Origin of the sequence: Algibacillus agarilyticus (assembly GCF_003286125.1) — a bacterium.
GTDB lineage: Bacteria > Pseudomonadota > Gammaproteobacteria > Enterobacterales > Alteromonadaceae > Algibacillus > Algibacillus agarilyticus.
Genome location: NZ_QMED01000007.1, coordinates 107,777 through 134,152 on the forward strand (window position 1 = coordinate 107,777; position 26,376 = coordinate 134,152).

General features: G+C 35.9%; 18 protein-coding genes. 15 read left to right on the plus strand and 3 right to left on the minus strand.

Annotated features, from left to right (window positions below):
- The first annotated feature begins 30 nt into the window (after window positions 1-30).
- On the plus strand, window positions 31-1,200 hold the full coding sequence (locus DPX34_RS07895) for an endo-1,4-beta-xylanase (RefSeq protein ID WP_111977868.1): 1,170 nt from the start codon (window positions 31-33) through the stop codon (window positions 1,198-1,200).
- 114 nt (window positions 1,201-1,314) lie between these two features.
- On the opposite strand, the gene DPX34_RS07900 is transcribed toward DPX34_RS07895, so the two are convergent.
- A complete protein-coding gene (locus tag DPX34_RS07900) occupies window positions 1,315-2,328 on the minus strand; it encodes a substrate-binding domain-containing protein (RefSeq protein ID WP_111977869.1) in 1,014 nt (337 codons plus the stop codon).
- Between the two features lie 1,024 nt (window positions 2,329-3,352).
- Here DPX34_RS07900 and DPX34_RS07910 point away from each other — a divergent pair.
- Together DPX34_RS07910 and hpf are read left to right on the plus strand one after the other, a co-directional pair.
- Window positions 3,353-4,696 (plus strand): family 16 glycosylhydrolase, encoded by a 1,344-nt coding sequence (locus DPX34_RS07910; RefSeq protein ID WP_111977871.1) that lies wholly within the window; start codon window positions 3,353-3,355, stop codon window positions 4,694-4,696.
- Between the two features lie 636 nt (window positions 4,697-5,332).
- Window positions 5,333-5,689 carry a ribosome hibernation-promoting factor, HPF/YfiA family gene (hpf, locus tag DPX34_RS07915; RefSeq protein WP_111977872.1) on the plus strand — a complete coding sequence of 119 codons (357 nt, stop codon included), beginning with the start codon at window positions 5,333-5,335 and terminating at the stop codon, window positions 5,687-5,689.
- Window positions 5,690-6,532: 843 nt separating this feature from the next.
- Here the strand turns inward: hpf and DPX34_RS07920 are convergent.
- Window positions 6,533-7,078, minus strand: coding sequence for a hypothetical protein (locus DPX34_RS07920; RefSeq protein WP_111977873.1), 546 nt, complete (start codon window positions 7,076-7,078; stop codon window positions 6,533-6,535).
- Between the two features lie 1,252 nt (window positions 7,079-8,330).
- Between DPX34_RS07920 and DPX34_RS07930 the strand changes: the two genes are divergently transcribed.
- From DPX34_RS07930 to DPX34_RS07950, 5 genes are all read left to right on the plus strand, one after another.
- Window positions 8,331-9,902 (plus strand): sulfatase-like hydrolase/transferase, encoded by a 1,572-nt coding sequence (locus DPX34_RS07930; protein WP_111977875.1) that lies wholly within the window; start codon window positions 8,331-8,333, stop codon window positions 9,900-9,902.
- A gap of 104 nt (window positions 9,903-10,006) precedes the next feature.
- The gene (locus DPX34_RS07935; RefSeq protein WP_111977876.1) at window positions 10,007-11,158 is read left to right on the plus strand and encodes a mandelate racemase/muconate lactonizing enzyme family protein; all 1,152 of its coding nucleotides are present in this window, start codon (window positions 10,007-10,009) and stop codon (window positions 11,156-11,158) included.
- Window positions 11,155-12,582, plus strand: coding sequence for an aldehyde dehydrogenase family protein (locus tag DPX34_RS07940; RefSeq protein WP_111977877.1), 1,428 nt, complete (start codon window positions 11,155-11,157; stop codon window positions 12,580-12,582). The genes DPX34_RS07935 and DPX34_RS07940 overlap by 4 nt, the downstream gene beginning before the upstream one ends.
- Before the next feature lie 115 nt (window positions 12,583-12,697).
- On the plus strand, window positions 12,698-14,176 hold the full coding sequence (locus DPX34_RS07945; protein WP_111977878.1) for a sulfatase family protein: 1,479 nt from the start codon (window positions 12,698-12,700) through the stop codon (window positions 14,174-14,176).
- 287 nt (window positions 14,177-14,463) lie between these two features.
- On the plus strand, window positions 14,464-14,988 hold the full coding sequence (locus DPX34_RS07950; RefSeq protein ID WP_111977879.1) for an NUDIX hydrolase: 525 nt from the start codon (window positions 14,464-14,466) through the stop codon (window positions 14,986-14,988).
- A 95-nt stretch (window positions 14,989-15,083) separates the two neighbouring features.
- On the opposite strand, the gene DPX34_RS07955 is transcribed toward DPX34_RS07950, so the two are convergent.
- Entirely contained in the window at window positions 15,084-15,983 is a 900-nt protein-coding gene (locus tag DPX34_RS07955) for a DMT family transporter (RefSeq protein ID WP_111977880.1), read from the minus strand.
- Window positions 15,984-16,235: 252 nt separating this feature from the next.
- On the opposite strand from DPX34_RS07955, the gene DPX34_RS07960 reads away from it, so the two are divergent.
- The 7 genes from DPX34_RS07960 to DPX34_RS07990 all read left to right on the plus strand — a co-directional run bounded on the left by DPX34_RS07960 (window position 16,236) and on the right by DPX34_RS07990 (window position 26,375).
- The gene (locus tag DPX34_RS07960; protein ID WP_111977881.1) at window positions 16,236-17,645 is read left to right on the plus strand and encodes an aminotransferase-like domain-containing protein; all 1,410 of its coding nucleotides are present in this window, start codon (window positions 16,236-16,238) and stop codon (window positions 17,643-17,645) included.
- A 387-nt stretch (window positions 17,646-18,032) separates the two neighbouring features.
- A complete protein-coding gene (locus DPX34_RS07965; RefSeq protein ID WP_111977882.1) occupies window positions 18,033-21,113 on the plus strand; it encodes an SLBB domain-containing protein in 3,081 nt (1,026 codons plus the stop codon).
- A 2-nt stretch (window positions 21,114-21,115) separates the two neighbouring features.
- Window positions 21,116-22,072: a Wzz/FepE/Etk N-terminal domain-containing protein gene (locus tag DPX34_RS07970; RefSeq protein ID WP_111977883.1), complete on the plus strand. Its 957-nt coding sequence runs from the start codon at window positions 21,116-21,118 to the stop codon at window positions 22,070-22,072.
- Window positions 22,073-22,100: 28 nt separating this feature from the next.
- The gene (locus DPX34_RS07975; RefSeq protein ID WP_111977884.1) at window positions 22,101-23,207 is read left to right on the plus strand and encodes a glycosyltransferase family 4 protein; all 1,107 of its coding nucleotides are present in this window, start codon (window positions 22,101-22,103) and stop codon (window positions 23,205-23,207) included.
- Between the two features lie 517 nt (window positions 23,208-23,724).
- Complete coding sequence (locus tag DPX34_RS07980; RefSeq protein WP_157964658.1) at window positions 23,725-24,423, plus strand: lipopolysaccharide biosynthesis protein; 699 nt, start codon at window positions 23,725-23,727, stop codon at window positions 24,421-24,423.
- Entirely contained in the window at window positions 24,413-25,231 is an 819-nt protein-coding gene (locus DPX34_RS07985) for a hypothetical protein (protein WP_111977886.1), read from the plus strand. Before DPX34_RS07980 ends, DPX34_RS07985 begins: the two co-directional genes overlap by 11 nt.
- Window positions 25,206-26,375: a glycosyltransferase gene (locus DPX34_RS07990; protein ID WP_111977887.1), complete on the plus strand. Its 1,170-nt coding sequence runs from the start codon at window positions 25,206-25,208 to the stop codon at window positions 26,373-26,375. The genes DPX34_RS07985 and DPX34_RS07990 overlap by 26 nt, the downstream gene beginning before the upstream one ends.
- Window position 26,376: the final 1 nt, after the last annotated feature.

The window sequence follows — 26,376 nt, forward strand, 5'->3', positions numbered from 1 at the left end:
GCCAGTGTTCTATTTTACAGAGATATATTTATGAAAAAATCGACATTCAAATTAGCATATAAAACATTACTCACATCTGCAGCTTTAGCGACGATTTGCTTACAAGGGTGTGTTAACACAGATGAGAAAGTAGCAGTAGAAACGGTTGCAACGGGTTCAAGCTTAAAAGATGCATTTAAAAATAACTTCCATATTGGCGCAGCTTTAAGTAAAACCCAAATACTTGATCAAGAGCCGGGTACACTCGATTTAGTGGCTAAACAATTTAATTCTTTAACCGCTGAAAATGAAATGAAATGGGAGCTTATGCAGCCTATTGAAGGTCAGTATCATTACGCAGTATCAGATAAGTTAGTTGAGTTCAGTGAAAAAAATGACATTTTTTTAGTCGGCCATACTTTACTTTGGCACCATCAAACACCTAAGTGGGTGTTTGAAAACGGTAAAGGTGAACCGGCATCTCGAGAAGTACTATTAAAGCGTTTAGAAACTCACATTAATAATGTAGCAGGGCGCTATAAAGGCCGTATTGAAGCGTGGGATGTGGTAAACGAAGCGTTAAATGATGATGGTACGTGGCGTGATTCTCCTTGGTATCGAATCTTAGGTGAAGATTATATCATCAAAGCATTTGAGTTTGCAGCCAAAGCGGCACCTAACGCAGAGCTTTATTATAATGATTACAATTTATTTAAACCTGAAAAGCGTGATGCCACGGTTAAAATTGTAAAATCATTACAAGCCAAAGGATTACGTATTGACGCAGTGGGTATTCAAGGGCATTACGGTATTAACTACCCTGATTTAAATCTACTTGAAGATTCAATTAAAGCCTTTGGTGCGTTAGGTGTAAAAGTCATGCTAACCGAGCTGGATATTTCAGTGCTGCCTTTCCCTGATTCTGAAAGCCAAGGGGCTGATATTTCGATTGACCTTGAGTTACAAGAAAAACTAAACCCGTTTGCTAACGGGTTGTCGGCAGAAATGTCACAAGCACTTGCTGATAACTACGTTAATCTTTTCAAGATATTCATGCGTCATGAAGCGGTGATTTCGCGCATTACCTTTTGGGGCGTAAACGATGCGCAAACGTGGCGTAACGATTGGCCAATGAAAAACCGTACTGATTATCCTTTATTATTTGATCGTAATAACCAGCCTAAATTAGCATTTGATGCCGTGCTTAACCTTGCTAAATAAAATGTCATTATACTATTTTATTTAGGTTTCAACTTCCCCGAGGCCCATGTGTCAAAGCGTGGGCTTTTTTGTTTTAAAATAACGAGATACGTTTTTAAAGCGTAAACATAATTATCAGGGGGCTTGGTATGCGGTGGTAACGGATTGCCTTTCAATTAAGTAAGGCATAAACAAATGCGTACGGTCAACGTATTTATCGGGGCCTTGCGCTAACGTAATGGCGAGTTCAACGGCGTATTCAGCCATATTGTGAATTGGGTATTTAATTGTTGTTAATTTTGGCCGATACATTTCGGCTAATTGTATATCATCAAAACCGATAACGGATATGTCTTCGGGCACACGAATACCATTATCGAGCAACTCATTAATGGCACCCACTGCCATTAAGTCGTTGTAAGCAATGATGGCGCTAAATTTTAGTCCTGAATTGAGTAAAGTCTTGGTTGCATGTTGGCCATCGGCAATATTACCCGCACTGAAAATGATCGCGTCTTTGCGGATCTTTATACCTTGATTTTCGCAGACTGACATAATGCCGCTGATCCGTTCTTGTGGATCTTGTAAATCTTCAGCATACGATATTAAAGCAAAATCTTTATGGCCTAAATCAACTAAGCTTTGGGCCGCTAGTTTACCCCCTAACATGTTATCCAACCAAACACAGCGATTAGCGATTTCGGGTATTAATCGACCTAATATGATCAAGCCTGGGATCTCGGCAGCCAGTTCGATTAAGATATTTTTATCTAATGTTAAACTGTGAATAATGATACTTTCGCATCCTTGATCGCGGTAAGTATTAATTGCGTTGAGTTCTTCTTCTGCGTTGCGGTAAGAGTTAGCTATTAAGGTTTTGTATTCTAGGCGTTTAGCCGCTGCTTCGGCACCAGCGGCGATAGTGGCATAAAAAGGCGCAGCAATATTAGGAATAATAATACCAATAATATCGGATTGATTAGACGCAAGTGCACGAGCATTTGAGTTAGGTCTATATTTTAATTCAGTGATCGCGGTTTGCACGCGTTGGTTAACTTCTTCACTAAATTTACCTTTACCGCTAATTATTCTTGAAACGGTTGATGATGAAACACCGGCTTTAGTGGCGACATCTTGAAGTGTTGTCATTACCGACCCTTAATATTAAATACAACGATTAACACAAGCGTTTGTGTATTTTACTTAATTAATTTTAGTTTACCCACTGTCAATGAACTCTGCCTTTTTGGTGAATTCAGCGGGGTTATATTGACAACGGTTTTCGTTTTTATTAAACGCGCTACTACCCATCTTCGGTTTAACGCACTGCTTATGTATAAAGCTTAATTATTGATTTTAGTTAAGTTGTTTAAAGTTGAATTGAATGAACCGATTTTTGCGGCGCGAAATTGATTATATTGTAGTACTTAAACATATTACTTTTGTATATATAGGTTGAATTAAAGTTTTTTATGCGTTAAATTTGCAAGTGCTTGTGTTGTTTATTGCGTGTTTTTGCGTAACTAACCCAACTGGTTTTATTTTGTTATTTAATCATTTTGCTTATGTTACTCAGATCGGTTCAATAAATTTTTCAAGTGGTTATGCCCGTTACTTATTTTTATCTCAGTTGTGGCGTTAAAGCAGATAAATTGGCATGAGTAACTAATGGTTTTTTGTTTTAGCTTTAATACCAATCCGTAATAATAAGTGCCCACTCAGCGAGCGTTTAAATGCGCTTAATCAAGGCGCTTGAATGAAAGAATAGTGGTGCTCTTTTGAGTTCGAGCAACACAGAGTAAGCGCATTTAAAACTCGCCTGGAAGGAATGCCCCAGCGGCTTTTGATCTGCGTTATCGGTATTTGAAAGGGAACAACCATTCCTGTACACCGACGCCTTGTTCAAAAACCGCTGGATGCATTCTGAGAGATCACTTATTTATATGAATTGGTATAAATTGATTCTCGTACTTTTGAGTGGGTACGTTATGTCGTTTGAGTTGTATATAGAGATAGAATAAGTGATGTTGAAGTTCTGTTTGTTGGCTTGAGTAACCAACTTGCAGAGCTTCGCCCTCCTTTTTCCATACTTGTCCTTTATTCATTAAGTATATTGCACTAACGTTAGCTCGTATCTTTGACATCTTTCAATTTTTATTTTGGAGAAATTTCTATGGTTCCATTCAGTAGAGTTGCAGCATTAATTGCATTGATAGGGTTGGGGGGAATGATCAGTTCAGTTTCATTTGCTACCTCGAATGCAGAGCCGCCTATACCTGATGGTGCTCAAGCGGATCAAATCCGTTGGTCTATATTACCTAGTCATACTGATGATTTTAATCAACCAAGCCTTGATGCAAAAAAATGGGATAATGCACCTAAATCATTAATTGTCGGTGCTTGGACATTTAGTAAAAATAATACCTTTGTTGCTGATGGCAAACTAAATATTGCCGCTACGCAAGAAACTCACACTCGTCCTTTTCCTGATGTTTGCCAAGGTGGCAAAACGGTCGATCGTGAACTTTATTATAAATCCGGTGCGGTACGTACACACACCGAAAGCGTTTATGGTTATTACGAAGCAAAAATGAAAGGCGTTAAGATATTTCCAGGTCTGAGTCCTGCTTTTTGGTTGTATAGTGATGGTCATCCATTTCCTGATCGTGATGTAGTTGGCTCTGTTGATTATAGTGAAATTGATATTGTTGAATTGCAACAATCGGATTGGCATGGGCCAGGCGACGAAGATCCAATCAATGTGATGGATCATAATTTACATGCACGCATTGTGGGTAAAAATGGTAAAACGTTTTGGCGACGTCCTAAGCCTTACCCTGAGGCGCAGTTAACGCGTTATGAAGCGCCTTTTGATCCCTCTTTAGACTTTCATACCTATGCGGTCGAAAACCGTAAAGATTTTATATTTTGGTATGTTGATGGCAAGTTAATTGGCAAGAAACCTAACTTGTATTGGCACCGTCCTATGCATATGATTTTTTCGATGGGCTTGCGTCGTATGTTTATTAAATATAATGCGAAATGCCAACGAGCTGATCCAAACCCTAATTATATTGTACAAAAAGGTTACCCTGAAGATGCCACCATGCAAGTTGATTATGTAAAAACATGGAAAGTTGCCCCTTCTGTTTGGTTAGCTAATGCGAGTGCTTATAAACAAACCACGTATCAAATTGGAAAATCAATTAAGGTCACTGTTAATTATCATGGCGGCAGTGATGATTATGTTGATAGTGCATTGAGCTTAGCGTTAGTTGAACGAAACAACCAAGGGTTTCGGAAAGAGATATCGCGTGTTGAAGATCGCGGTGTGATGGATAAAGCCAAACAATATGGCGGTGAAATACAATTCAAGCTCGATATTGATAAACGGGTTAAACCTACGAATGCATTACCTGCAGGGCATTATTATACGCTAGAGCCACGCTTTACTTCATCTAATGGTCAGTTGGTTGAAATGCAACAAGCCGTGCAAGGGATTAAAATAGATATTTAAAAAAAGATTAAAAAATCATTTTTAAAACCCAGTAACGTGTCGAGCTACTGGGTTTTTTATATGTGGCTGTAAAATTATCTATTTTCGTTTTGTGACAAATTCACCTTTAAATACACTTATAAAAAGTCTTTGATTTATTTTATTTTCGGAACTGAATGATTGATTTAAGAACTGTTCAAAAACAACTCATTTTTATATAAAAGCCGTGTCAGTAGGAGAGTTTTAAATGTATGAATTAGATAGCTACCCATTAAGATCTATAAACAAAATGATGCGCTAATTTGATTAGGGTGATGCTTTATATTCAAGCCGAAGTTTGCTTAATTTGTGGCTTCGGTTGTTGGGTGTGCTTTTAAAAAAATATTTTAACTTTTTTTTTGTGTTACTCGACGATTTATAAAAACTGATCTAGAGTTACTAATGACTGCTTTAAAATATAAGTACTTTGTATTACGTTCAATGATATTAGGAGGTCTGCTCGATTCGTTATGACTTCAAGCCGTTTAAATTTATGGATGAAGTTTTTATTTAATATTTTTGGCTTTAGGGCTTGTGTTTCAGTTTTATGACCCAAACTCTATTTATGTAGTAAAATTTTTACCCGTACGGCTTAACGATAATTGATAAGGAACAACTATGAAAGTAAATATTTCTGGTCATCATGTAGAAGCAACAGATGGTGTTCAAGAGCATGTGGATGAAAAATTTAAAAAGATAGCCAGCCATTTTCCTACTTTAATTTCAATTGATGTCATATTAACCAAAGAACATAATGAAAACATGGTTGAAGCAGTAACTACATATGAAGGTGTAAGTATTGCAGTTTCAGGTAAAGACAATGTTTTATATCCAGCAATAAATAAAGCGTGTAAAAAATTAGATGCGGCATTAAAGCATCGTAAAGGTCAGTTAAAAGGAGACTTGCACAAAAAACCTGAAGTAACGACCCCAGAAATTGCGCATGAGATCATTCAAGAGATGAATCTCACTTAAGCCCTTTTTTATTACTTATATTGAACGGTGCATGCTAATGCACCGTATCTAGATTCAAACATCAACCTGTATTCCTTTCCCAATCTAAAACTCTAAATACCAATTAACGGGTTTAATAGTCAATTTATCTCTCTAAATTCGTCTTTCATTGTTTAATATTAATTCTCGAATGAAATATCACTGTTTATTGAGCTGTTTAGATCGACACTCTAATATTGAATTGCGGGCGTTAGCGCGCTTAATGTGATGGTTAATCATGCTGCTTTGTATCGTTGGCATAGCATTAGTGAGTGTTAAGCAAGCTGTTAAATAACTTAAATTAATTGTTAATGAGTATAAGGCGTGAGAATAACTAACTAGGCTAATCTACCTGTTGTGTCTATAGTCTTCTCGCTCAGGTTTTATGGTTCATTGTCAGCGCGTACTCTCGACTTTGGCTCCTGCGTCGTTCTAACACCTAAATCCATTTAGGCGGCCCTAATCACATAGTAGAGCATATGCTCATGGCGTCTCGAAGCTTGCCTGCATGGATGCAATGCAGGTAAGGGGCGAGAGCAGGACGCGGTAGCTTTGACGGCTTTGCTTATCATGGATGTAAGAACTTAGGTTTCGTCTGGCACTAGAAACCTGCCCCTAGAACCCGATCGCTTTGACTATATTTTGTAAGCTTAAAGCAAAAAAAAGCTGGCTATCGCGGGGGAGAGCGAAGCCAGCTAAGGAGACAAATCGTTAATCTAGACACATTTCACTTAAAAACGGTGAACAAGTATCTTGAAGTTATTTGGGTATAAGTGCGTTATTACTTTCAATAAGTGTAAACACGATGGTTATTGTTACGCTTTATTATTCGGCTGGTATATCACCTAATATAAAGTTTTTGCCTAATTTATCACTTAAGCGTTCTGTTTCATCCACTGCGGTTAAATACATCACCCAAGCATATTTACCCGCTGGAAAGTCGTTTAGCATATTATTAATGGGTAGTGATATCTCACCTGGTTCTGTTACTTTAAATTTTAATGTGCCTTCGGCTTGCCAGTTTTTACGATTAAGTAGTCTTATATGTAGATCACGTACTTCGGTTAAGCTGTATTTAATATTTAAAATATGCTCATTATTATCATTAATTTGCTTTGGCCATTTAGCCGACTTTATTTTGTCCATGTTATTAAAATTAATGGTCTTTACATATTTATCGGCATCAACAACGGTTAAGTTTTGTCCTACTTGATCTCCTATTTTATCTTGCCAATCTTTGCCTCTAGGTGTTAAGTAGGCATTAACACGATATTTACCCGGTTTAATGTTTTCTATTGGCATTTTAAAATGATATTTGCCTGATTTTTTTATGCGTTTACGGGTTGTCTTAATGTTTTTCCATGTTTTCATTTCTTGAACAACAACATAGAGTTCACGGTTTTACTGATGTTGAGTGTAATGTTAATAACGGGTACTTCTTTGAGGCCTATTGTTTCCTGTACCGAGAATGCTGAGATCACATCAAGCCCTTCTGCTTTTGCTTGCGATGTAACAAGGCTGAGAAGGTAGGTTAGTAAAACAAGCATGCTCGTGAATTTTATATCTAATTTACGCATAAGGAGATCTCTTTTAAAAATGAGCATCCTGCTAGTTAATATCTATCTTTATAAAGGTCGTATGTTTATGTTTTCAATACTATAGGTGGCCGAGCAAAAAATACAAGTCTTTTGTTGTTTATTTGTTAATTTTTATTGGGCGCATATTATGCTACGGGTATTTAAAAGTCGGGCTTAAGTCAGTATTCGGGCTTATTTTGTATAGCAAAAATATTTATGAGGTTTGAAAAATGGGTAGCTTGACTTATTTTAGCTGCTCACGAATTTAGATTCATTAGTACAAAGAATAGGTGCAAAGTAATAGAGTAAAGTAAGAATGAAAGCAAAAAGTACAAAACGTGAATGGAATGTTGGTACGGGAAAGAAAGTCCCCAAGCATAAATGGCAATAGGTCACTTATAACCTTTATAAATTAATGGGCAATCTTTACACAATATTATTTTGATAACTCTATATATGTTTGCGCTTTATTTAAATTTTAAACTGTCTTGTTGTGCATTTTTTCTGTTTAAAAATTGTAGCGAGAGAGGTGAACTTCGATCTATTTATGTTATTACGCAATTTATCTCTTAGCTTTGTGGATCTCTCCTTATGCTTTTTTATGTTTTGATCTTACCTTAGTCAATTATATCCACACTTCGTATTTTAGAGTTAGGTAATAACTACCACGTTGCCAAATAAGTATTGTTAACTGTTACATATAGGTTTCAGGTACGAAAAGTTATTATTTCATCACTTTTGTTCCTATTTTCAACAAAAAAGTAACAAACTTATTGATAATATAAACATCATATGTTTATATATATGTTAGTAGCGTGAAGATGTTCCTTATTGGTTTTTGCTTTTACAGCTTAACTTAATAAAGGTGAAACCTGTCGTTTAGGTTTAATTACATCTCAATGAATGTTGATGATTAAATCAACAGCCAGCTAAAAATTTGAAAATATTACTCGTTTAAAGTGGTTAGCAACTCACTAACACTTTAAGTATTTGAAAATGTTCCCGTATTTGATGTTAATCAATACATAACTGAAGAGATAAATGAAATGGTTAATAAATTAGCCTCATTTTGCATCGCTGCATTAGGCGCACTAAGTGTAGCGTCATGCTCACTTACTGATGTGTCGCAAAACAAAACAACTGTAAGCATTTCCGCTGAGAAAAAGCCTAACGTGTTGATTTTATTTTTTGACGACATGCGATTTGACACATTTTCGTACCGTGGTGGTCCTGTGTCTACGCCAAACATTGATGCTCTGGCTGCTGAATCAACGCGTTTTGACAATGCGATGACTACGACCGGACTATGCTCTCCTTCACGTGCCGCTATGTTTACAGGCCGTTGGGGCCATAAAAATGGTTTAGATGATAATGTCGATCTTTACCATTCTCGTTTATCTGAATTACCGTTGTCAGAAGGCGGATTGCTGCGTAGAGCATCCGAATCAGGTTATTTAGTTGGGCATGTGGGTAAATGGCACTTAGGTGCTCAAGGAACAAAATTGCGCGGTGCTGAAATTGATTTAGGTCAAGGTCATGAGCCACGTGAACGTTTTTCACGTCCTTATACACCCACGAATAAAGTCACACAAGTGGCTGGTTATTATGCGGGTAAACTCGATGCAAATAATGAAAAACATGAATATTATCAAACGTTGCCAGGCACTTATGAAGATACACAAGCCTATAAAAAAGTGGTAGATGGTAAAAAAATGTTACGTCAGGTTGCTAAAGATGAGCGTCCATTTTTTGGGGTCATTAGTTTTAACCAGCCACATCCGCAATACCGTGTGCCAGAGCCTTATGCCAGTATGTTTGATCCGAATAAAGTCGTTTTACCGGTTAATCATGGTATTAAACGCGTCAATAAACCCTTTGCACAAGATGGTATTTGGTGGCCTTGGCATGATGTAGGTCATATGACCGAGATGGATTGGCGCAAATCACGTGCGCATTATTATGGCGCCATTGCCATGGTTGATCGCATTGTAGGTGAATTAATTAATACCGCAAAAGAAGAAGGCATTTATGACGATTTACACATTGTTTTATTAGGTGACCAAGGCAGCATGATTGGTGAGCACTCTTTATATGATAAAGGGCCTTATGCTTACGATGAGTTAATGCGTATGCCTTTATTAATTAAAAATCCTAAAGCGCAACCTCGAATTGTTAATCGTCAAGTTTCGATGATTGATATAACGCCGACATTAGCTGAGTGGATGGGGTTAGAAAATGACGGGGATGTAGATGGTTTTTCACTTAACCCACTTATTGAACAAGGCGATAGTGCTCCTGAATATAAAGATAAACCCAACACGGCTATTTATGCTTATGAATGGTACAACGGTGCATGGTTTGGGATAAGAGCCATTCGTACGCCTGAAATGAAATTCGTTTGGAATCCAGGTGAAGCACTTGATGAACTTTACGATTTAAGTAAAGACCCATACGAAATGACTAACCAAATTAAGAACCCTAAATATGCACAACAACTTGCTTATATGATTCAGTTATTAGATGACGAATTAGTTAGAGTTGATGACCCGTCAATTGAAACGTTCAGGCATCACATGAACGCACTTTTGAACCCTAAAAAGAAAGCTTCTGCACATTAATTAACTGTCGTGAACGATTAACGAACTTTAATCATTGTAGGTTGATGAGAGAGCCAATGAGGCTCTCATCAACTAGAAAAATTTTATCCACTTGGAAGATCAATATGAAAATAGAATGTATCCGTACTCATCATTTACGTTGTCACCTCGACAAACCTTTTGGTTTTTCACAGTGGTTTTATGATCAACGCAATGTTTTAGTGATCGAAATCGTCACCGACTCAGGTGTATCAGGGTGGGGTGAATGTTATGGCCCGGCTGATGTGATTCAATCTGCAGTTGAAAAGTTTTATGCACCACGCATTATCGGTATGGATGCAATCAATACCGATGCTATTTGGCAATTCATGTGGCGTGCATCTTTAGATTTTGCACGGGGTGGTGTGATGATGGCGGCTATGTCGGGCATCGATATGGCATTATGGGACGCTAAAGGTAAATCTCTTGGTTTAAGTGTAAGCGAACTCATGGGTGGCCGTCAGCGTGATGTTGTTCCTTGCTATGCAACAGGTATGTACTATTTAGATTTACCTGAAGACGAGCTACTGCCTCTATTAGTAGAAGAGGGTGTGGGCTATGCAAACGAAGGTTTCAAAGCCATGAAAATCAAAGTCGGTAAAAACCCTGATTTTGATGAAAAGTTTATCTATGCTTTACGTGAAGCATTACCTAACACCGAACTTATGGCTGATTCAAATCATGCATTTGATTTGCCTGAGGCTATTCGTATTGGTCGCGCATTAGATGCGTGTAAATACGGTTGGTTTGAAGAACCTGTATCGCCACAACATCCACATTTTTTTAAGCAGTTGCATGAAAAAATAGACGTGCCAATTGCGACGGGGGAATGTGAGCAAACTCGTTGGGGTTACCAAAAATTAATTGAAAACGGTGGCGTACAACTATTACAAGCTGACTTAGCATATTGTGGTGGACCAAGCGAAGCATTAAAAATTCGTACTTTAGCATCGACACATGGCATCAACATGATCCCACATGTTTGGGGCACACAACTTAACTTAGCCGCTGCCACACATTTCTTAGCCAGTGCTTATCATGAGCCGGGTCGGGCTGAACCAAGAGATTTATTACTTGAATACGATCGCACTGAAAACCCATTACGAGATGAACTTTATAGCGAAATGGTCGAGGTTAAAAAAGGTCAAGCAACGGTGCCCACTGCACCTGGCTTAGGCGTAACAATTGACCGCAATGCATTAAAAACTTTTGATATTAACGGGACCGAAACACGATGAACACACAATACAGAATGTTAATAAATGGTGAGCTCGTTAGCTCAGAAAAAACCTTTGATGTTGTTAATCCAGCAACAGAAGAAGCCATAGCGCAAGTTCCAGACGCAGAACCAGCACACATTGAAATGGCAATCCAAAGTGCGGATGAAGCCTTTAAAACGTGGTCAGTTTTATCATTAGCAAAACGTGAAAAATTGATCCTTGCTTATGCAAATATTTTAGAAGCGCATAAAACTGAAATCATCGATATTCTTATTTCAGAAACAGGTAAACCAGCAGATAACGCTGAATATGATTTCGACATGCTAACAACGTGTTTGCGCTTTTTTGTAGAAGAAGCAAAACGTTTAGATCAGCCCGTAATTGCGGATCCAGATGGTCGTTTTCTTAACTATATTTCACGTCAGCCATTAGGTGTTGTTGTGGGATATTTAGCGTGGAACTTCCCACTTCTAAATGTTGGTTATAAGATTGGTCCTGCATTAGCTGCTGGTTGTACGTCAATAATCAAGCCGTCACAAGCAACGCCTTTAGCAACATTACGTTGTGCTGAATTGGCAATTGAAGCGGGTATTCCAGCGGGTGTTATCAACGTTATTAGCAGTAATGACTATGACGTTACTAACCCATTATTAACCACCGACAAAGTCTCGTTATTCACCATGATTGGTTCAACTCGTGCCGGTGTAGGCGCAATGAAAACCGCGTGTACTAACATTAAGCATTTCTCGGTTGAACTTGGCGGTAATGCACCGGTTGTTGTTTATGACGATGCAGATGTTAAAAAAGCAGCTCACAGTATCATTGATTTAAAATTTGCTAATTCTGGTCAGGTTTGTGTTTCGCCAAATCGTTGTTTTGTTCATGAATCTGTATATGAGCAATTCATTGCAGAAGCGAAAGCGCATGCAGAAGGCATCGTATTAGGTTCAGGTCATGAAGAAGGCCGCTTAATGGGACCCGTCATTAATGCTAAAGAACGCACGCGTATTTTAGGCATGATTGAAGGTTCAGTCGAAAAAGGTGCCAAACTTGTTTTAGGTGGCTCAGCAGCTGATAAGCCTGGTTTCTTCTTAGAGCCAACTATCGTAGCTGATGTTGATTTATCAATGCCATTAGTGACTAATGAAATCTTTGGTCCTGTATTGCCTATTATCCCATTTAGCGACAATGACGATGTGATCGCTTTAGCCAATGACAACGAATATGGTTTATCGGCTTATGTTTACACCACCAATTTAACGCGTGGCTTGCAAGCTGCTGAAAAAATTAAAGCGGGTAGTGTGTGTATTAATGAAGTGCATTATGGCGTGCATTTACCGCACGGTGGTTTAAAACAAAGTGGTGTGGGTAAAGACTGCTCACGTTATAGCCTTGAAGAATATCATACGCTGAAACGTGTATCGGTTTTAATTAACGAATAAATATTTATTGTAAAAAATATTAAATAAGCGCCTAAACTTTATATTAAAAATAAGTATTAGGCTCTTCGCCACAACCCGTGCAACTACTCATTGCTGCTTTTTTTGGAGAAACAAAGTGTTGTTTAAACAAAAATCAAAACTCATTTTAGCCCTTGCGGGCCTTATTTTATCATCGGCGGTTAATGCTGGTACTCAATCTGATCGGCCTAATATTTTAGTTATATTAACTGATGATATGGGCTATGCCGATGTTGGCTTTAATGGTTCAACCGATATCATTACGCCCAACTTGGATGCATTAGCTGAAAATGGCACGATGATGACATCCGCTTATAATGTTCACCCTTTTTGTGGACCTAGCCGTGCGGGGATCATGACAGGGCGTTATCCGCATAAATTTGGTTCACAGTTTAACTTACCCACGAGTGATAACTCCGGTGGTTTAGGGATCCCAACTGAAGAAACCTTCATTAGTGAGGTTTTACAAGATGCAGGTTATTTTACTGGTGCGCTCGGTAAATGGCATTTGGGTGAAGAATCAGAGTTTCATCCGAACAACCGTGGTTTTGATGAATATTATGGTTTTTTAAACGGTGGACATCATTATTTTCCAGAACATTTTGACCGTCGCTATCAAGCTGAACGCAAAAAAGGTTTAAATCGTGCTATTTGGCATTATTTACGCCCGCTAGAACATAATGGCAAAGAAGTAAAAGAAACCGAATATATTACAGATGCGTTGTCACGCGAAGCGTCTAGTTTTATTGAAACAGCGGGTGATAAAAAACAACCTTTCTTCTTATATCTTGCTTATAACGCCCCGCATACGCCGCTTGAAGCTAAAGCTGAAGATGAAGCGATGTTTCCTAACATTAAAGATAAAAAGCGTAAAACCTATGCCGGTATGGTTTATGCAGTTGATCGGGGTGTTAAACGCATTGTTGATTCTTTAAAAGCCACGGGTCAATACGATAATACCTTGATTGTTTTCTTTAGTGACAATGGCGGTAAATTAAAAGCGGGTGGTAGTAATATGCCATTACGCGGTAGCAAAGGTGATGTGCTTGAAGGTGGCTTTAGAACGCCTATGTTTTTTCATTGGCCTGATAAAATCCCGGCTAATAACTCATACAACCACACTGTTTCAACGCTTGATTTATTTCCAACCTTTGCCAGTTTAGGTAAAGCGACGGTTGCTAAAACTAAAAAGCTGGATGGTAAAAATATCTTCACTAACTTGCTTAACAATACCAGTGCGCGTGCAGGCGAAAGCATTTATGTATTACGTCATAAAGCCGATTTATCTAATGCTGCCGCTCGACGTGATAATTGGAAAATTATACGTAACCATAATGAACCCTGGCGCTTATATGATGTTGAAAAGGACAAAAGTGAAAAAAATGATTTGAGTTATATGCATCCTCATGTTTTACGCGAAATGGTTGCAGACATGGAAATGTGGAGTTGGACGAATATTCAACCTAAATGGTTTCATATTCAAGCTGAAGGTTATCACTGGCGTAAAAACAGCATGCCTAGATTTCATGAAACATTTAGCTTAGGCGATATTACCAATTTAAATAATGCGAGATAAATGAGTTAGCCTTAAACATCAAATTTTGTTTTCACAAAAAGCCATGGGTATTTATTACCTGTGGCTTTTTATATTTTGGGGTTAGTTTTAGCTATCATATTTCCTTAGTATTACCCTCTTGATAGTGTTAACAGTTGACGTTGAAGTAAAGAATAAATTTTGCAACTAGCGCCTTATTTTGAGTTCGGTATAATTGCCTTTCTGACTATGATTTAGTGTCTGGAATTGAAGTGCTAAGCGGCTAATCATTTCAGAATTAATCTAACTTCAACAAGGTAAACTATTCAATGCGATTACTTAAATCCACTGTTCATAGCGATATTAAAGATTTATCGGCTACTAAATTTCATCGAAAAGCCGCACGGGCGATCGTATTGAAAAACGATAACATCTTGATGTTATATACAGCGCGTTACCATGATTATACTTTACCGGGTGGGGGAATAGATGACGGTGAAGATGCAATCGAAGGTATGAAGCGGGAATTACGTGAAGAAACAGGAGCACAAAATATCCGTGATATTCAAAGCTTTGGTTTGTATGAAGAGTTCAGACCTTGGTATAAAAACGATTGCGATATCATGCATATGGAATCTTATTGTTATGTTTGTAAAATTGATGATGAACTATTGCAACCTGAATTTGAAAGTCATGAAATTAACAATGGGATGAAACCCGTCTGGATGAACATTCATCAAGCCATCGAACACAATGAACATACCATGGCTAATAGCGCCAAAAAAGGCATGTCGATTGAGCGTGAAACCTTTCTGTTAAAATTGATTGTTGAAGAGCTGCTAGAAGCGGCTTAATTATTTTAGTGGCCTATAAATTAAGGTCATCTAAGTTGATGACCTTGTTTATATATTCGAAAATACACCTGTATACTCGGGTGACTTGAGTATATTTACGCGCGCTTACCTAAATAAACTAGCACAACCACGGCGGCACAGGCCATTAAATTGTGCGCCTCAAATACTTCGCCTAATAACCAACTTGCAGCAATTAAAGTACCAAACGGTTGTAAAAGCTGTAATTGACTCACCTTTGCGATCCCGCCTAGCGCTAATCCTTTATTCCAAAAGAAAAAACCAAGTAATTGACTAAATAAGGCTACATAAATTAAACCAAACCAGCTATTGGTTGCCACGTCAGATACCGTGGTTGGCCAATAAACAACAGTATAGGGTAGGGTGATCGGTAAACATAAAATCAAGGTCCAACAAATAACCTGCCACGCAGGCATTTGTTTTGATAAATAGCCGCCAGTCGCATAGCCTAAAGCCCCTAATGGTAAAGATAAAACCAGCCATAAATCGCCTTGGTTAATCGCCCCAGTTGCGGCGGTTAAGCTAAAAACTAAGACCAAGCTCGATGCTAGAAAGGCATATAACCAAAAACGCTGACTTTGTTTTTCGCGAGTGATCAAGGTAGCCGCAATAGCCGTGCTTAAGGGTAATAAAGCGGCAATTATCCCACCATGTGTAGCGGATGTTGATTGCATAGCAAGCGCCGATAGAATTGGAAAACCAAACACAATACCAATAGAAGAGCTGATTAACCACACCACCTGCTTTAACGATGGGAGCGGCGCTTTGGCTCTCCATAATAATAATACGGCAATAATGCCGGCTATAGCACTGCGGCCTAATGCGATAAACATTGGCGAAAAGTCGGGCAACATAATTTTAGTAACCGGTAAGGTTAAACAGAAACATAAAATACCTAATCCTGCCCATAAATAGCCCGTATGTTCATGAGGAGGGTTAACCTGACGAGTTTGCGATAAAGCATTATTATTTAGCATGAGCGTTCCTTCATATTAGTGACAAATCGTGAACTCAGCATAAATAACTTGCATAAAGCGAAACAGATGTAATAAATTATAAAAAAAGCGGTACAGTTTAGGTTCTACTTAATAATAAAGATAATACCCAAAGGTTTTAAATTATTGAGTCGAGTGGTCATTGAGCGGATTCAAACGCGTGTATTAAACGTTTGTATCAGACGTTTTTATAAAAATAGACTTAACAATAGGTAACGGAAATAGTGAGAGTTTATGGCATTTAAATATGAAGCATTAGCAGGGCAGCTTGCTGCTTCTATTCGTAGCTCTATATTAAAAGCAGGCAGCGCTTTACCCTCGTTACGTCATTTTGCCGAGCTTCATAGTGTGAGTTTAAGCACGGCGACTAAAACATACAATTTGTTAGAGCAGCAAGGTTTGATTTGGGTAAAACCACAATCTGGTTATTTTGTGCGTGCCGAGTTTACCGACAAGATGCCAAAGCGTTTTTTGTCCCAAGCTACGTTAGTTAAGCAAGATACTTCTGACGTGATTTTTGAAGTATTACAAAATGCAATGCGTCCCGATTTAGTGCCGCTAGGCGGTGGGTGTTTGCCGCCTGAGTTATTACCGATTGAAGAATTACAACGTAGCTTATATCGTGCGGCTAGGCGCTCTCCTGCCGCGGCTTATAGTTATGGCCATCAATTAGGCTATCAGGGTTTGCGTGATGCGATAAGTGAACAACTGGCCAAACGGCATTGTCATATTGCGCCTAGTCAATTATTGATCACCAATGGTTGTTTAGAAGCCGTTAATTTAGCCGTGATGGAATGTACGGTTGTTAATGATGTTGTGGCTATTTTCACACCTTGTTACAGTGGTTTGTTAATGGCATTAAAGCAAGCCGGCCGACAAATATTAGAAATACCCTGTAATCAATCTGGACCTGATTTAGATTATTTAGCGGCGTTAATGGAAGAACAAAAATTTAAAGCCCTAATTTTTAGTGCCATTGCATATAATCCGTTGGGGTTTAACTTATCTGTCGCGGTAAAAAAACGCTTAGCGGCACTGATTATGCACTATAAAATACCCAGTATTGAAGATGATGCATTTGGTGAATTGGGGTTTATGCATGAACAAACAACGCCTGTATTTGCTTATGCCAATCAATTAGACAACCAGAATAATTGTATTACTTACTGTAGCTCGTTCTCTAAACCTTTAGCGTCGGGTTTTAGAATTGGTTGGTTAGGGCGCGCTGATTCGGTTAGTGTTTTTGCCAAGCATAAAATGAATCTCAATTTGACGTCTTCATTACCTGCCCAAGTCGGGTTGGCTGATTATTTATTTAGCGAAGGTTATCGCGCTCATTTAAAACGATTAAGTGTAGAGATTGAGAAACGCTTGAATCAAATGGCACAGTTAATACAGACTTATTTTCCTAGCTCAGTCGCTATCTGCCAACCTAAAGGCGGATTATTTCTTTGGCTTGAATTTCTAGCCCATGTAGATTCAATGGACTTTTATCAAGCCGCGTTAGCGCAGGGGATCAGCGTGAGCCCAGGTGAAATATTTTCGATGACCGGTCGTTACAAAAACTGTGTTCGTTTAACTATCGGCTTAACTAACGAAATTAAGTTAGAAGCCGCAATCAAAAAATTAAGTGAGTTGGTTTAAAAATTTATATATTGGGGATAAGCAGTTTGAAGAGTTAAAAAAATTTGTTCTAAATTAATAGCACTTTAAAAACGAACTCAACCTACTAATAAATAATGAGATGTAGTAATTATTTAATATTTTACAAATCATTAATGTCTTAAAATAAATTAATAATTTATGATTTAAAATTAATACCTTGAGAAAAACATTAAGGTAATTAATGGTATATTAAGATTGAATAGCAGCATAAATTTGACTCTTGATTAGTAGAGATATCGTGTTTTTAATTGCGTAAAAATTAAAATTTGATATAGTGCTGCCATAAAGTACAAATGCATATAAATTTGTAAAAATAGATTGTTTTGTTATAAACGTTTTTAAATAAAAAATGCAAGGATTGTAACAATGAAGCTCTTCGGCTTTTTCTTTTTGTTAATTAGTTTTTCTTTATTAGCGGTTACACCATCCCAAGAGCAAATCGCTCAATTCAAACAGTTACCCAAAGCTCAGCAAAAAATTCTAGCTAGTCAATATGGTGTTGATCTTAATCAATTAGATTCGGTCAGTTCTTCAACTCAGAAAATCGATAACCCAGCTGTTGTTACAGATCGTGCTGTAGATGATGTCGTAATGACTAAAATTGATAGTGGTTTAGCTAGTGCAACTAATTTAGAATCTGATGGCGATGCTGAAAATAAAGGGGTGTCGACACGGATTTTAAAACCTTTTGGTTATGAATTATTTGCGGCATCGCCAAGTACTTTTGCCCCGACGAGTGATGTTCCTGTACCACATGAATATGTGCTTGGTCCAGGTGATACCCTTAAAGTGCAATTATTTGGTAAAGAATATAAATCATATAATGTGTCGATTGACCGTAATGGTACCTTTATATTGCCAGAAACCGGACCTTTGCAAGTTGTTGGCATGTCATTTGGCGAATTTAAAGCTTTTTTAAATGAGCAAATAGAACAAAAAGTTATTGGTGCCAAGGCGAATATAACAATGGGTGAAATGCGCTCTATTCGTATTTTTGTATTGGGTGAAGCATACAAACCTGGCGCCTACACGGTTAGTTCTTTGTCGAGCATTACTCATGCTTTATTTGTTTCGGGCGGCGTGACTGAAGTTGGTTCACTTCGTAATATTCAGTTGAAACGAAAAGGTAAAGTGGTTACTACGTTTGATTTGTATGATTTGCTATTAAAAGGTGATACTTCTAACGATACTAAATTGTTACCTGGAGATGTTGTTTTTATTCCTCCTGTCGGCGATACCGTCGGCATTGACGGTGAAATTAAACGTCCAGCTATATATGAACTAAGAAAATCAGAAAGTACCAAAGACTTAGTTGAATTGGCGGGCGGTTATCTACCAACTGCCTATGCTCAAGCATCGAAACTTGAAAGAATTGATCATAACGGCGAAAGAACGGTATTCGATTTAAATTTAACCTTAGATAAAAATCTCAATCAACCATTAAGCAATGGTGATGTATTGCGCGTTTACTCCGTATTAGAGCAGCAAGAAAATGTTGTATCGCTTAAAGGCCATGTTTATCGCCCCGGCGCTTTTAAATGGAAAAAAGGTATAAAAGTTAGTGATTTAATAAACGATATCAAGCAATTAAAAGCTGAACCTGATCTAGTCTATTCTATTATTGTTAGAGAAGAACAACCGTTAAGAACGATTAAAGCGCTTCAATTTTCAATTGGTAATGTATTAGAAAATCCTAATAGTAAAGACAATATTACGCTTCATCCAAGAGATGCTGTTTATTTATTTGCAGCGAATCAAGGGCGTGAATTAGGTGGGTTAATATCTCGATTAAATTCACAGTCTCGTGCAACACTTGCACCTAAAGTCGTTTCTATCGCGGGGCATGTTGAATTTCCAGGTCGTTATCCATTAACTGAAAAAATGACGGTAAAACAATTGGTTCAGGCCGCTTATGATTATAAATTAGATACAGACTTGCAATATGCCTTATTACAAAAGCGGACAAGGAACCCTAAACGCACATGGTTTGAAGGTGTTGATTTAACAAAAGAAGCAGATCTGAACACCCTATTAGATTCAGAAGATAGATTGTATGTGTTTGCTAGTGGTGAAGCTCGTCAAAATACGATTAACGCTTTAGCGCCGGCTTTATTAGAGCTAAATCAGCAAGCTCGAAATAATGAGCCGCCTGCTGTTGTTGAAATCGTGGGCAATGTTAAATTTCCTGCTCGTTACCCACTACAATCGAATATGATGGTTAAAGACTTATTAAAAGCCGCGTATGATTTTAAACTCGATACTGATTTGAATTACATGTTATTGAAGCGTTTTGATATGAACTTTAATCGTTTTGAATTCGAAACATTAAGCATCAATAATTTAGATGATTTGAACTTTAAATTACGCGCTCGAGACAAGTTATATGTGTTTTCTATCAATGTGGCTCGCACTGAATTGTTAAGTGACTTAATCAGCCAAATTAGTCAACAAACAAATAAAGAAAACCAGCAAAAGCTCGTGACTATTAACGGTGAAGTTAGGTTCCCAGGTACTTATCCCTTATCTAATAATATGGTTTTAGCCGACATTATTGATGCTGCTGGGGGTTATACTGAGGCTAGTTATTTGAATGATGTTAATGTCAATCGTTTTAAAACCAACTTACAAGACTCCTCAGATTTTGAATTATTAGACATTGCTCTCGATCAAAAAAATCTAACCAGTTTTGAATTACAACCACGTGATGTTGTAAAAATTAAACGCATCCCTGATTGGCGAGATCATGAAACGGTCACGTTATTAGGTGAATTTAACTTTCCTGGTATTTACCCAATAAATAAAGGTGAAACATTAGCCCAATTAATTGATCGCGCGGGTGGTTTTAGTGAAGAGGCCTTTATTAATGCTGCTGTATTCACCCGACAACAGTTAAAAGCCAGCCAACAGGTCTTGCTTGATAAAGCGGCATCTAGTTTAAAAAGAGAAATCATTTCTGCTCAAATAAACGGCGGTTCAGATTCTAATTCAGAAACTGTTTTGGCTTTATTAACTCAGCTTGAAGGTGTAGAAGCAAGTGGACGATTAGTTGTTAATTCTGAACAGTTATTAGGTATGGAAGACTCTCTTGCTTTACAAGATGGAGATACGTTGATTATTCCTCGTATTAATCAAGCTGTTTCTGTTATTGGTGAGGTATATGCGCCAACTGCGTTAATGTATTCTGATTCTTTGGATATGCAAGATTATGTAGACGCTGCCGGCGGATATAATCAAATTGCTGAAGATGATGACACTTATATTATTAAAGCTAACGGTCGAATTGTTAGCCAAGCGAGTTGGTTTGTTGGCAGCTTAGATATTGCGCCAGGCGACACTATTGTTGTACCAACCAATGTCGATCCTATTCCTGCACTAACTATCTGGAAAGAAGTGACGAGTATTATTTATCAATCTACAGTGGCTATTGCTGCAGTGAGTGCTTTATAAATATGAAAATTGAATCTAAATTAAATGAGCCTAAAATCGATCCTAAATGTTTCGAAGCTAGCGATGATATAATTAATATATCACAACTTTGGTATGTTATTTGGCTCAATAAAGTTAAAATAATTGTTACTACCAGCATATTTTCTCTATTAGCTATAGTATATGTTTTATCTCTTCCTGATATATATAAGTCTTCAATAACGTTAGCACCTACCAAAAGTGATGGAGGGTCACTAGGTGGTCTTGCATCACAATATGGTGGACTAGCTGCTATGGCTGGAATTAATTTAGGTGGGCAAAGTAATGATGTTGAACAAGCGATCGAACTACTTGAAAGTTGGCCTTTTATTGATAATTTTGTTAAAAAGCATGATATCAAAGCCGATATTATGGCAGTTGATAAATGGGATAAAGTAAGTGGTAAGTTAATTTATGATGAGGACCTTTATAACTCAGCTACTGGTAAATGGGTAGTTAAGTCTGGAGAAACGGAGGATTTATCGCCTTCTAGTTATAAAACATTTAGAAAAATTTCAAAAATGATTTTTGTAAGTTTAGATAATAAAACGAATTTGTTAAATATAGACGTCGAGCATTATTCTCCTCTTGTAGCTAAAAAATGGGCTATATGGTTAGCGAATGATATAAATAAACATTTTCAAGATCGTGATATAGAAGAAACAGCTAAAAATATTGATTACTTAAAGAATAAAGTTTTAGAGACTAATATAACAGACATGCAGTCTGTTTTTTATAATATGATAGAAAGTCAAACTAAAGTTTTAATGTTAGCTGAAGTAAGTAAAGAGTATTTATTAAAAACTGTAGTTCCCCCTATGGCGCCAGAAGAAAAATCAAAACCAAAACGTGGATTGAAAGTTATTTTTATTACATTATTAGGTGGCTTGATGTCGGTTGCTTTCTTTATAATGAGGCATTTTCTAAAGAAAAGAAATTGATATATATTTATTACTAGAGTGTTTATACATGTTACCCAAAAATAATATTACATTTGTCACTGTTTTTAAAGAATTCAAAAGTTTTCATTTACGAAAAGATGTCGGGATGATTCCTTTTTTGATGGGAAAAAAGCTAGGTACGAAATCTAAAGTATTCGTAACCGAAGATATTGATATGAGTGCCTTACCTCAAAGTGAAAATCACCTAGAAATTATAAAAGTTCCGTACAAATCGAAGGTTTGTTTTTATCTTTATGTTCTTTATTTTTTACGTAAAGGACATTTTATTGTAAATACATATCATTACAAAAAATCTAATTTAGTACTTAATTTTTTTCTTAAGCTAATTAATAAAAAAATAATTACATATATTAAATTGGATATATCTCCTGAATACTCTAAGGGGATGTTCGATCGAGTAAAATGGTTTAATCGGATATTTAGAGATACATTAATTAAATTTACAACATATATATCAGTGGAAAATAAATTATGTTATGAACATTTGCGTGACTATGGAATGATAAATGGTAAATTGCTACATATACCTAATGGTATTTCACTTCCGTGCATGCAAGAGTTAAAGGCTAAAGTCAATAATAAAAAAAATATTATCATGACAGCCGGTAGATTAGGTACGGAACAAAAAAACACAGAATTACTCCTTAAATCTTTTATTGAATCAAACTTATCTAATGAATGGGAATTGGTTTTAGCCGGTACCGTAGAAAAGTCTTTTATGCCTAAATTAGAAGAAGCTATCAATCTACATAATAATATAAAGTATCTTGGCTCTTTAAGTGAAAGGGATTTATTTAATGTATTATCTGTAGCTAAAATTTTTTGTTTATCATCTCGTTGGGAAGGTTTTCCTTTAGTACTACCTGAAGCCGCTGCACATAAATGTGTTGTGATAGGAACTGATGTTGGAGGGGTAAGAGATATCGTAAATGGTGGTGATTATGGTTTAGTTGTATCTGCTGAATTAAGTTTACTTGAAGCGTTCAATCAAGTAGAAATGTTAGACCTTGATAATATGAGTAATGGAATTCAAGAATACTGTTTTAATAACTTTGATTGGGACGTTATTATTTCTAAATTATTGTTAGAGCTTACTAAGTCAACGGCAAGATAAAGTGAAATACTCTCTCGGATTAACTTTTTTAAATATCGGATTTCCAATCCTATCATATCCAATTATACTTTCTCGGTTAGACCCTGAAAACTTCGGCCTTGTAATTCATTCGAGTTTACTACACCAACTTCTTTGTACAATTTTAATTGTTTTTTTTATTCCATTTAGTATAGCTCAATTATCTAAGTCGAGTGTATTTAATAATAAAAGAATAAAAATAGTTTTGTCCCGTTTATATACAATTCAATTTTATTTAAGTCTGTTAGCTTTTTTATTGCATTTATTTATATTTTCATTCATAGAAGTAGAGCAAAATAATTTTGTATACATGGTATATGTATTTGCTACCCTTTCATTTATTTTCAATTTAGATTGGTATTTATTTTCAAAACAAAGTTATAAAGGTTTATTTATTAGAACCTTATTTATTAAATGTATGACTTTACTGCTCATTTATAATTTTGTCTATGAACATACATATTACTACTTAGCGTACATCATGAGTGTTAGTATAATTATGACTAATATTGTTTCATGTTTTTTAGTTTATAAATTAGAACCATTTAAATTTAGCTTTAAGGTTAAAATAAAAATAACTGCATTGAGATTTTATTTTGCTAATAATTTTTTAGGAAGTATTTATCAGTATTTAGATCAAGTTTTAGTTGGAATGATCTTTTCTAAAGAAGCTCTAGCGTACTTAAATATTCTAAAACAAATTATTAATACACTAAATTCATTATCAGTTGCTATATCGAGGTATTATATGCCTGTGACTATAAAGAGCTTACAAATTAGTGGTATAGGTAAAAATGTTATTAATGTAACAAAAATTATTATAGTATTTAGTTTTGTTACCATAATTTCAGTGTTGTTTGTTTTACCATCTATTATATCGTGGATCACTAATGATAATTATATATATTCGACATTTGCGATGTTAGTAATCTCGACAGTTTTTTTATTGACTACAACATCTGTATTATTAGATAACCACATATCAATTCCTTTAAATAAGGTTCATTACACGACAATATCAAATATAATTGTTGCAACGTGTTCATTAGGTTCTTTCATTCATTATTCGTCATATTTAACACCTTTAATTGGTTTGGCTATTGGTGAATTTATTGGTGGCATAACTATTATATATCTACATTTTTTTTCTCGGAAAGTACAAAATACAAAAGATTGGTTTGCGAATTATGAAAGATAGTCATTGTTACGGGGTTCTTCTATGTTTTTATGAAGATAAAGTAGATCAGGCCATTAAAGAGTTTGAAAATTTAATTTCTTCATTTAATGGGGAGGCGACTTTAATTATTATAAACAACTCTAATGTTAATGTTAATATTGAAAACTGCCATATAAAATTTAAATTAATTGAAGGAGATAATGAGAATTGGGAATTTTCTGGATGGCAAAAAGGCCAAAAATATATATTAAATAACTTTAATATAAATAAAAATGATTTATTTATATTTGCAAATGATACTTTCAATTCTCATCGTAATTTTACATTTATAGATAGGCATTTATTTATCAAAGCAGCTAAAAAAATAAATATAAAAACACAAAAAATTATATTAGGTGAACAGAATCATATTCATAACTCAGAACAAAGTTTTATGCTATTTGATAAAGTAAAAAATGGATGGGTTTCTACATATTTATTTGCTGTGAATTATAATTATATTTCTAATTGTAATATTGATATGGGCGATGAAAAGCGTGAAAAACTTTATTATCAAAATGTGCCTTATTTGGGAGCTCATATAAGTAAAAATCTATTTGATTACATAATTAATTTCTTGACATCGAACAAAAAAGGTGAGGGGTGGTATGGTAAGTCAAAGTTATCTAGTAACCCTGAAATATTTAGAAAGAAATATGCTTCGATTATAAATGAGAAATCTCTTTCTATTAATGCTGATTGTATAATCGATGTTTATAATTCTAGATTAGCAAAATTTTACCAATTTTTTAATAGACAATACTATGCTCGAATTAAATGCAAGCAATAAAAAAATTAAGATATTATTAGTGATACCCACAGATTTTGAATCTAAAGAGTCTAATGGTGGTATTCGAGTATTTAAAAATCATGTAGAAGAGTTATCAAATAATCAAAATATAGATTTAACCTTAATGCAGCCTAAAAGCCAAAGCTTTTCGTTGAAAAAAAAGGAACTTTACCATGTTGGTATCTCAACTCCTTTTATGTTTGGCCAGATCAATAAATTAATAAAATTAATAAACTATTTAATAAATAGATTACCATATGATGTATTTGCTAGACTTCCAAGCGCTAAAAATGGAATAGATATCAATTTGAATGATTATGAATATATTATTGTCGACCATATTTATTCATTTGGACTTCTAAAAGGTGATATTGGTCAATATAAATCTAAATGCTATTACATCTCTCATAATATCGAAACTAAGATATGTGTTGAAAGGGAAGATAAAGCAATAAATTTTTTTGAACGATTTTTTTATAAGTTCGATACTTGGTTGATGAGTAAGTTTGAAAAAGTAATATTAAATTCTATTGATAATATAATATGGTTAAGTGAAGTTGATTTACTTGCCGCTCCTGACCTGCCAAAAAGCCGCTACTTCATACCTGAAATGTTACCTGTCAGAAATAGTCGATGGCGTTATTCTAACTCTAAATATGTGGTATTTTTAGGGGGACTTAATTATTTCCCAAATTATGATGCTATGGAGTGGGTTTGCAGTTATTTAGCTGAAGAACTTAAAAATATTGGAGTAGAAGTTTTTCATGTTGGGAAATCTGAAGGTTACTTAAATAATCTTAAATCTGATAATGTTAATTTTAAAGGTTTTGTAAGTGATGACGACCTTCAAAATATTCTAAATAACAGTATTTGCCTTATAAGTCCTATTGAATTAGGGTCTGGAGTTAAAGTTAAAGTTCTTGAAGCTGTATGTAGGGGAGTACCTGTTGTTGCTTCTGAACAGTCTTTTTATGGAATAAAGCACACATCCGCTAGCTATATATTAAAACAAAGAGATGAAGTTCATTGGAGTGGTGTGATTAAAGATGTAATGAATAAAAGGGACGAACTCGAAATAGCTTATGATGAGTATGAAAAATGTTATAATAATCGGCTAACAATATCGAAACTTATAGGGTGTTAGA

Excerpts from the sequence above, each read along its gene's own strand:
- DPX34_RS07895 (WP_111977868.1), top strand. The coding sequence starts at position 31 with ATGAAAAAATCGACATTCAAATTAGCATATAAAACATTACTCACATCT.
- DPX34_RS07900 (WP_111977869.1), bottom strand. The coding sequence starts at position 2,328 with ATGACAACACTTCAAGATGTCGCCACTAAAGCCGGTGTTTCATCATCA.
- DPX34_RS07910 (WP_111977871.1), top strand. The coding sequence starts at position 3,353 with ATGGTTCCATTCAGTAGAGTTGCAGCATTAATTGCATTGATAGGGTTG.
- hpf (WP_111977872.1), top strand. The coding sequence starts at position 5,333 with ATGAAAGTAAATATTTCTGGTCATCATGTAGAAGCAACAGATGGTGTT.
- DPX34_RS07920 (WP_111977873.1), bottom strand. The coding sequence starts at position 7,078 with ATGAAAACATGGAAAAACATTAAGACAACCCGTAAACGCATAAAAAAA.
- DPX34_RS07930 (WP_111977875.1), top strand. The coding sequence starts at position 8,331 with ATGGTTAATAAATTAGCCTCATTTTGCATCGCTGCATTAGGCGCACTA.
- DPX34_RS07935 (WP_111977876.1), top strand. The coding sequence starts at position 10,007 with ATGAAAATAGAATGTATCCGTACTCATCATTTACGTTGTCACCTCGAC.
- DPX34_RS07940 (WP_111977877.1), top strand. The coding sequence starts at position 11,155 with ATGAACACACAATACAGAATGTTAATAAATGGTGAGCTCGTTAGCTCA.
- DPX34_RS07950 (WP_111977879.1), top strand. The coding sequence starts at position 14,464 with ATGCGATTACTTAAATCCACTGTTCATAGCGATATTAAAGATTTATCG.
- DPX34_RS07955 (WP_111977880.1), bottom strand. The coding sequence starts at position 15,983 with ATGCTAAATAATAATGCTTTATCGCAAACTCGTCAGGTTAACCCTCCT.
- DPX34_RS07960 (WP_111977881.1), top strand. The coding sequence starts at position 16,236 with ATGGCATTTAAATATGAAGCATTAGCAGGGCAGCTTGCTGCTTCTATT.
- DPX34_RS07965 (WP_111977882.1), top strand. The coding sequence starts at position 18,033 with ATGAAGCTCTTCGGCTTTTTCTTTTTGTTAATTAGTTTTTCTTTATTA.
- DPX34_RS07970 (WP_111977883.1), top strand. The coding sequence starts at position 21,116 with ATGAAAATTGAATCTAAATTAAATGAGCCTAAAATCGATCCTAAATGT.
- DPX34_RS07975 (WP_111977884.1), top strand. The coding sequence starts at position 22,101 with ATGTTACCCAAAAATAATATTACATTTGTCACTGTTTTTAAAGAATTC.
- DPX34_RS07980 (WP_157964658.1), top strand. The coding sequence starts at position 23,725 with ATGACTAATATTGTTTCATGTTTTTTAGTTTATAAATTAGAACCATTT.
- DPX34_RS07985 (WP_111977886.1), top strand. The coding sequence starts at position 24,413 with ATGAAAGATAGTCATTGTTACGGGGTTCTTCTATGTTTTTATGAAGAT.
- DPX34_RS07990 (WP_111977887.1), top strand. The coding sequence starts at position 25,206 with ATGCTCGAATTAAATGCAAGCAATAAAAAAATTAAGATATTATTAGTG.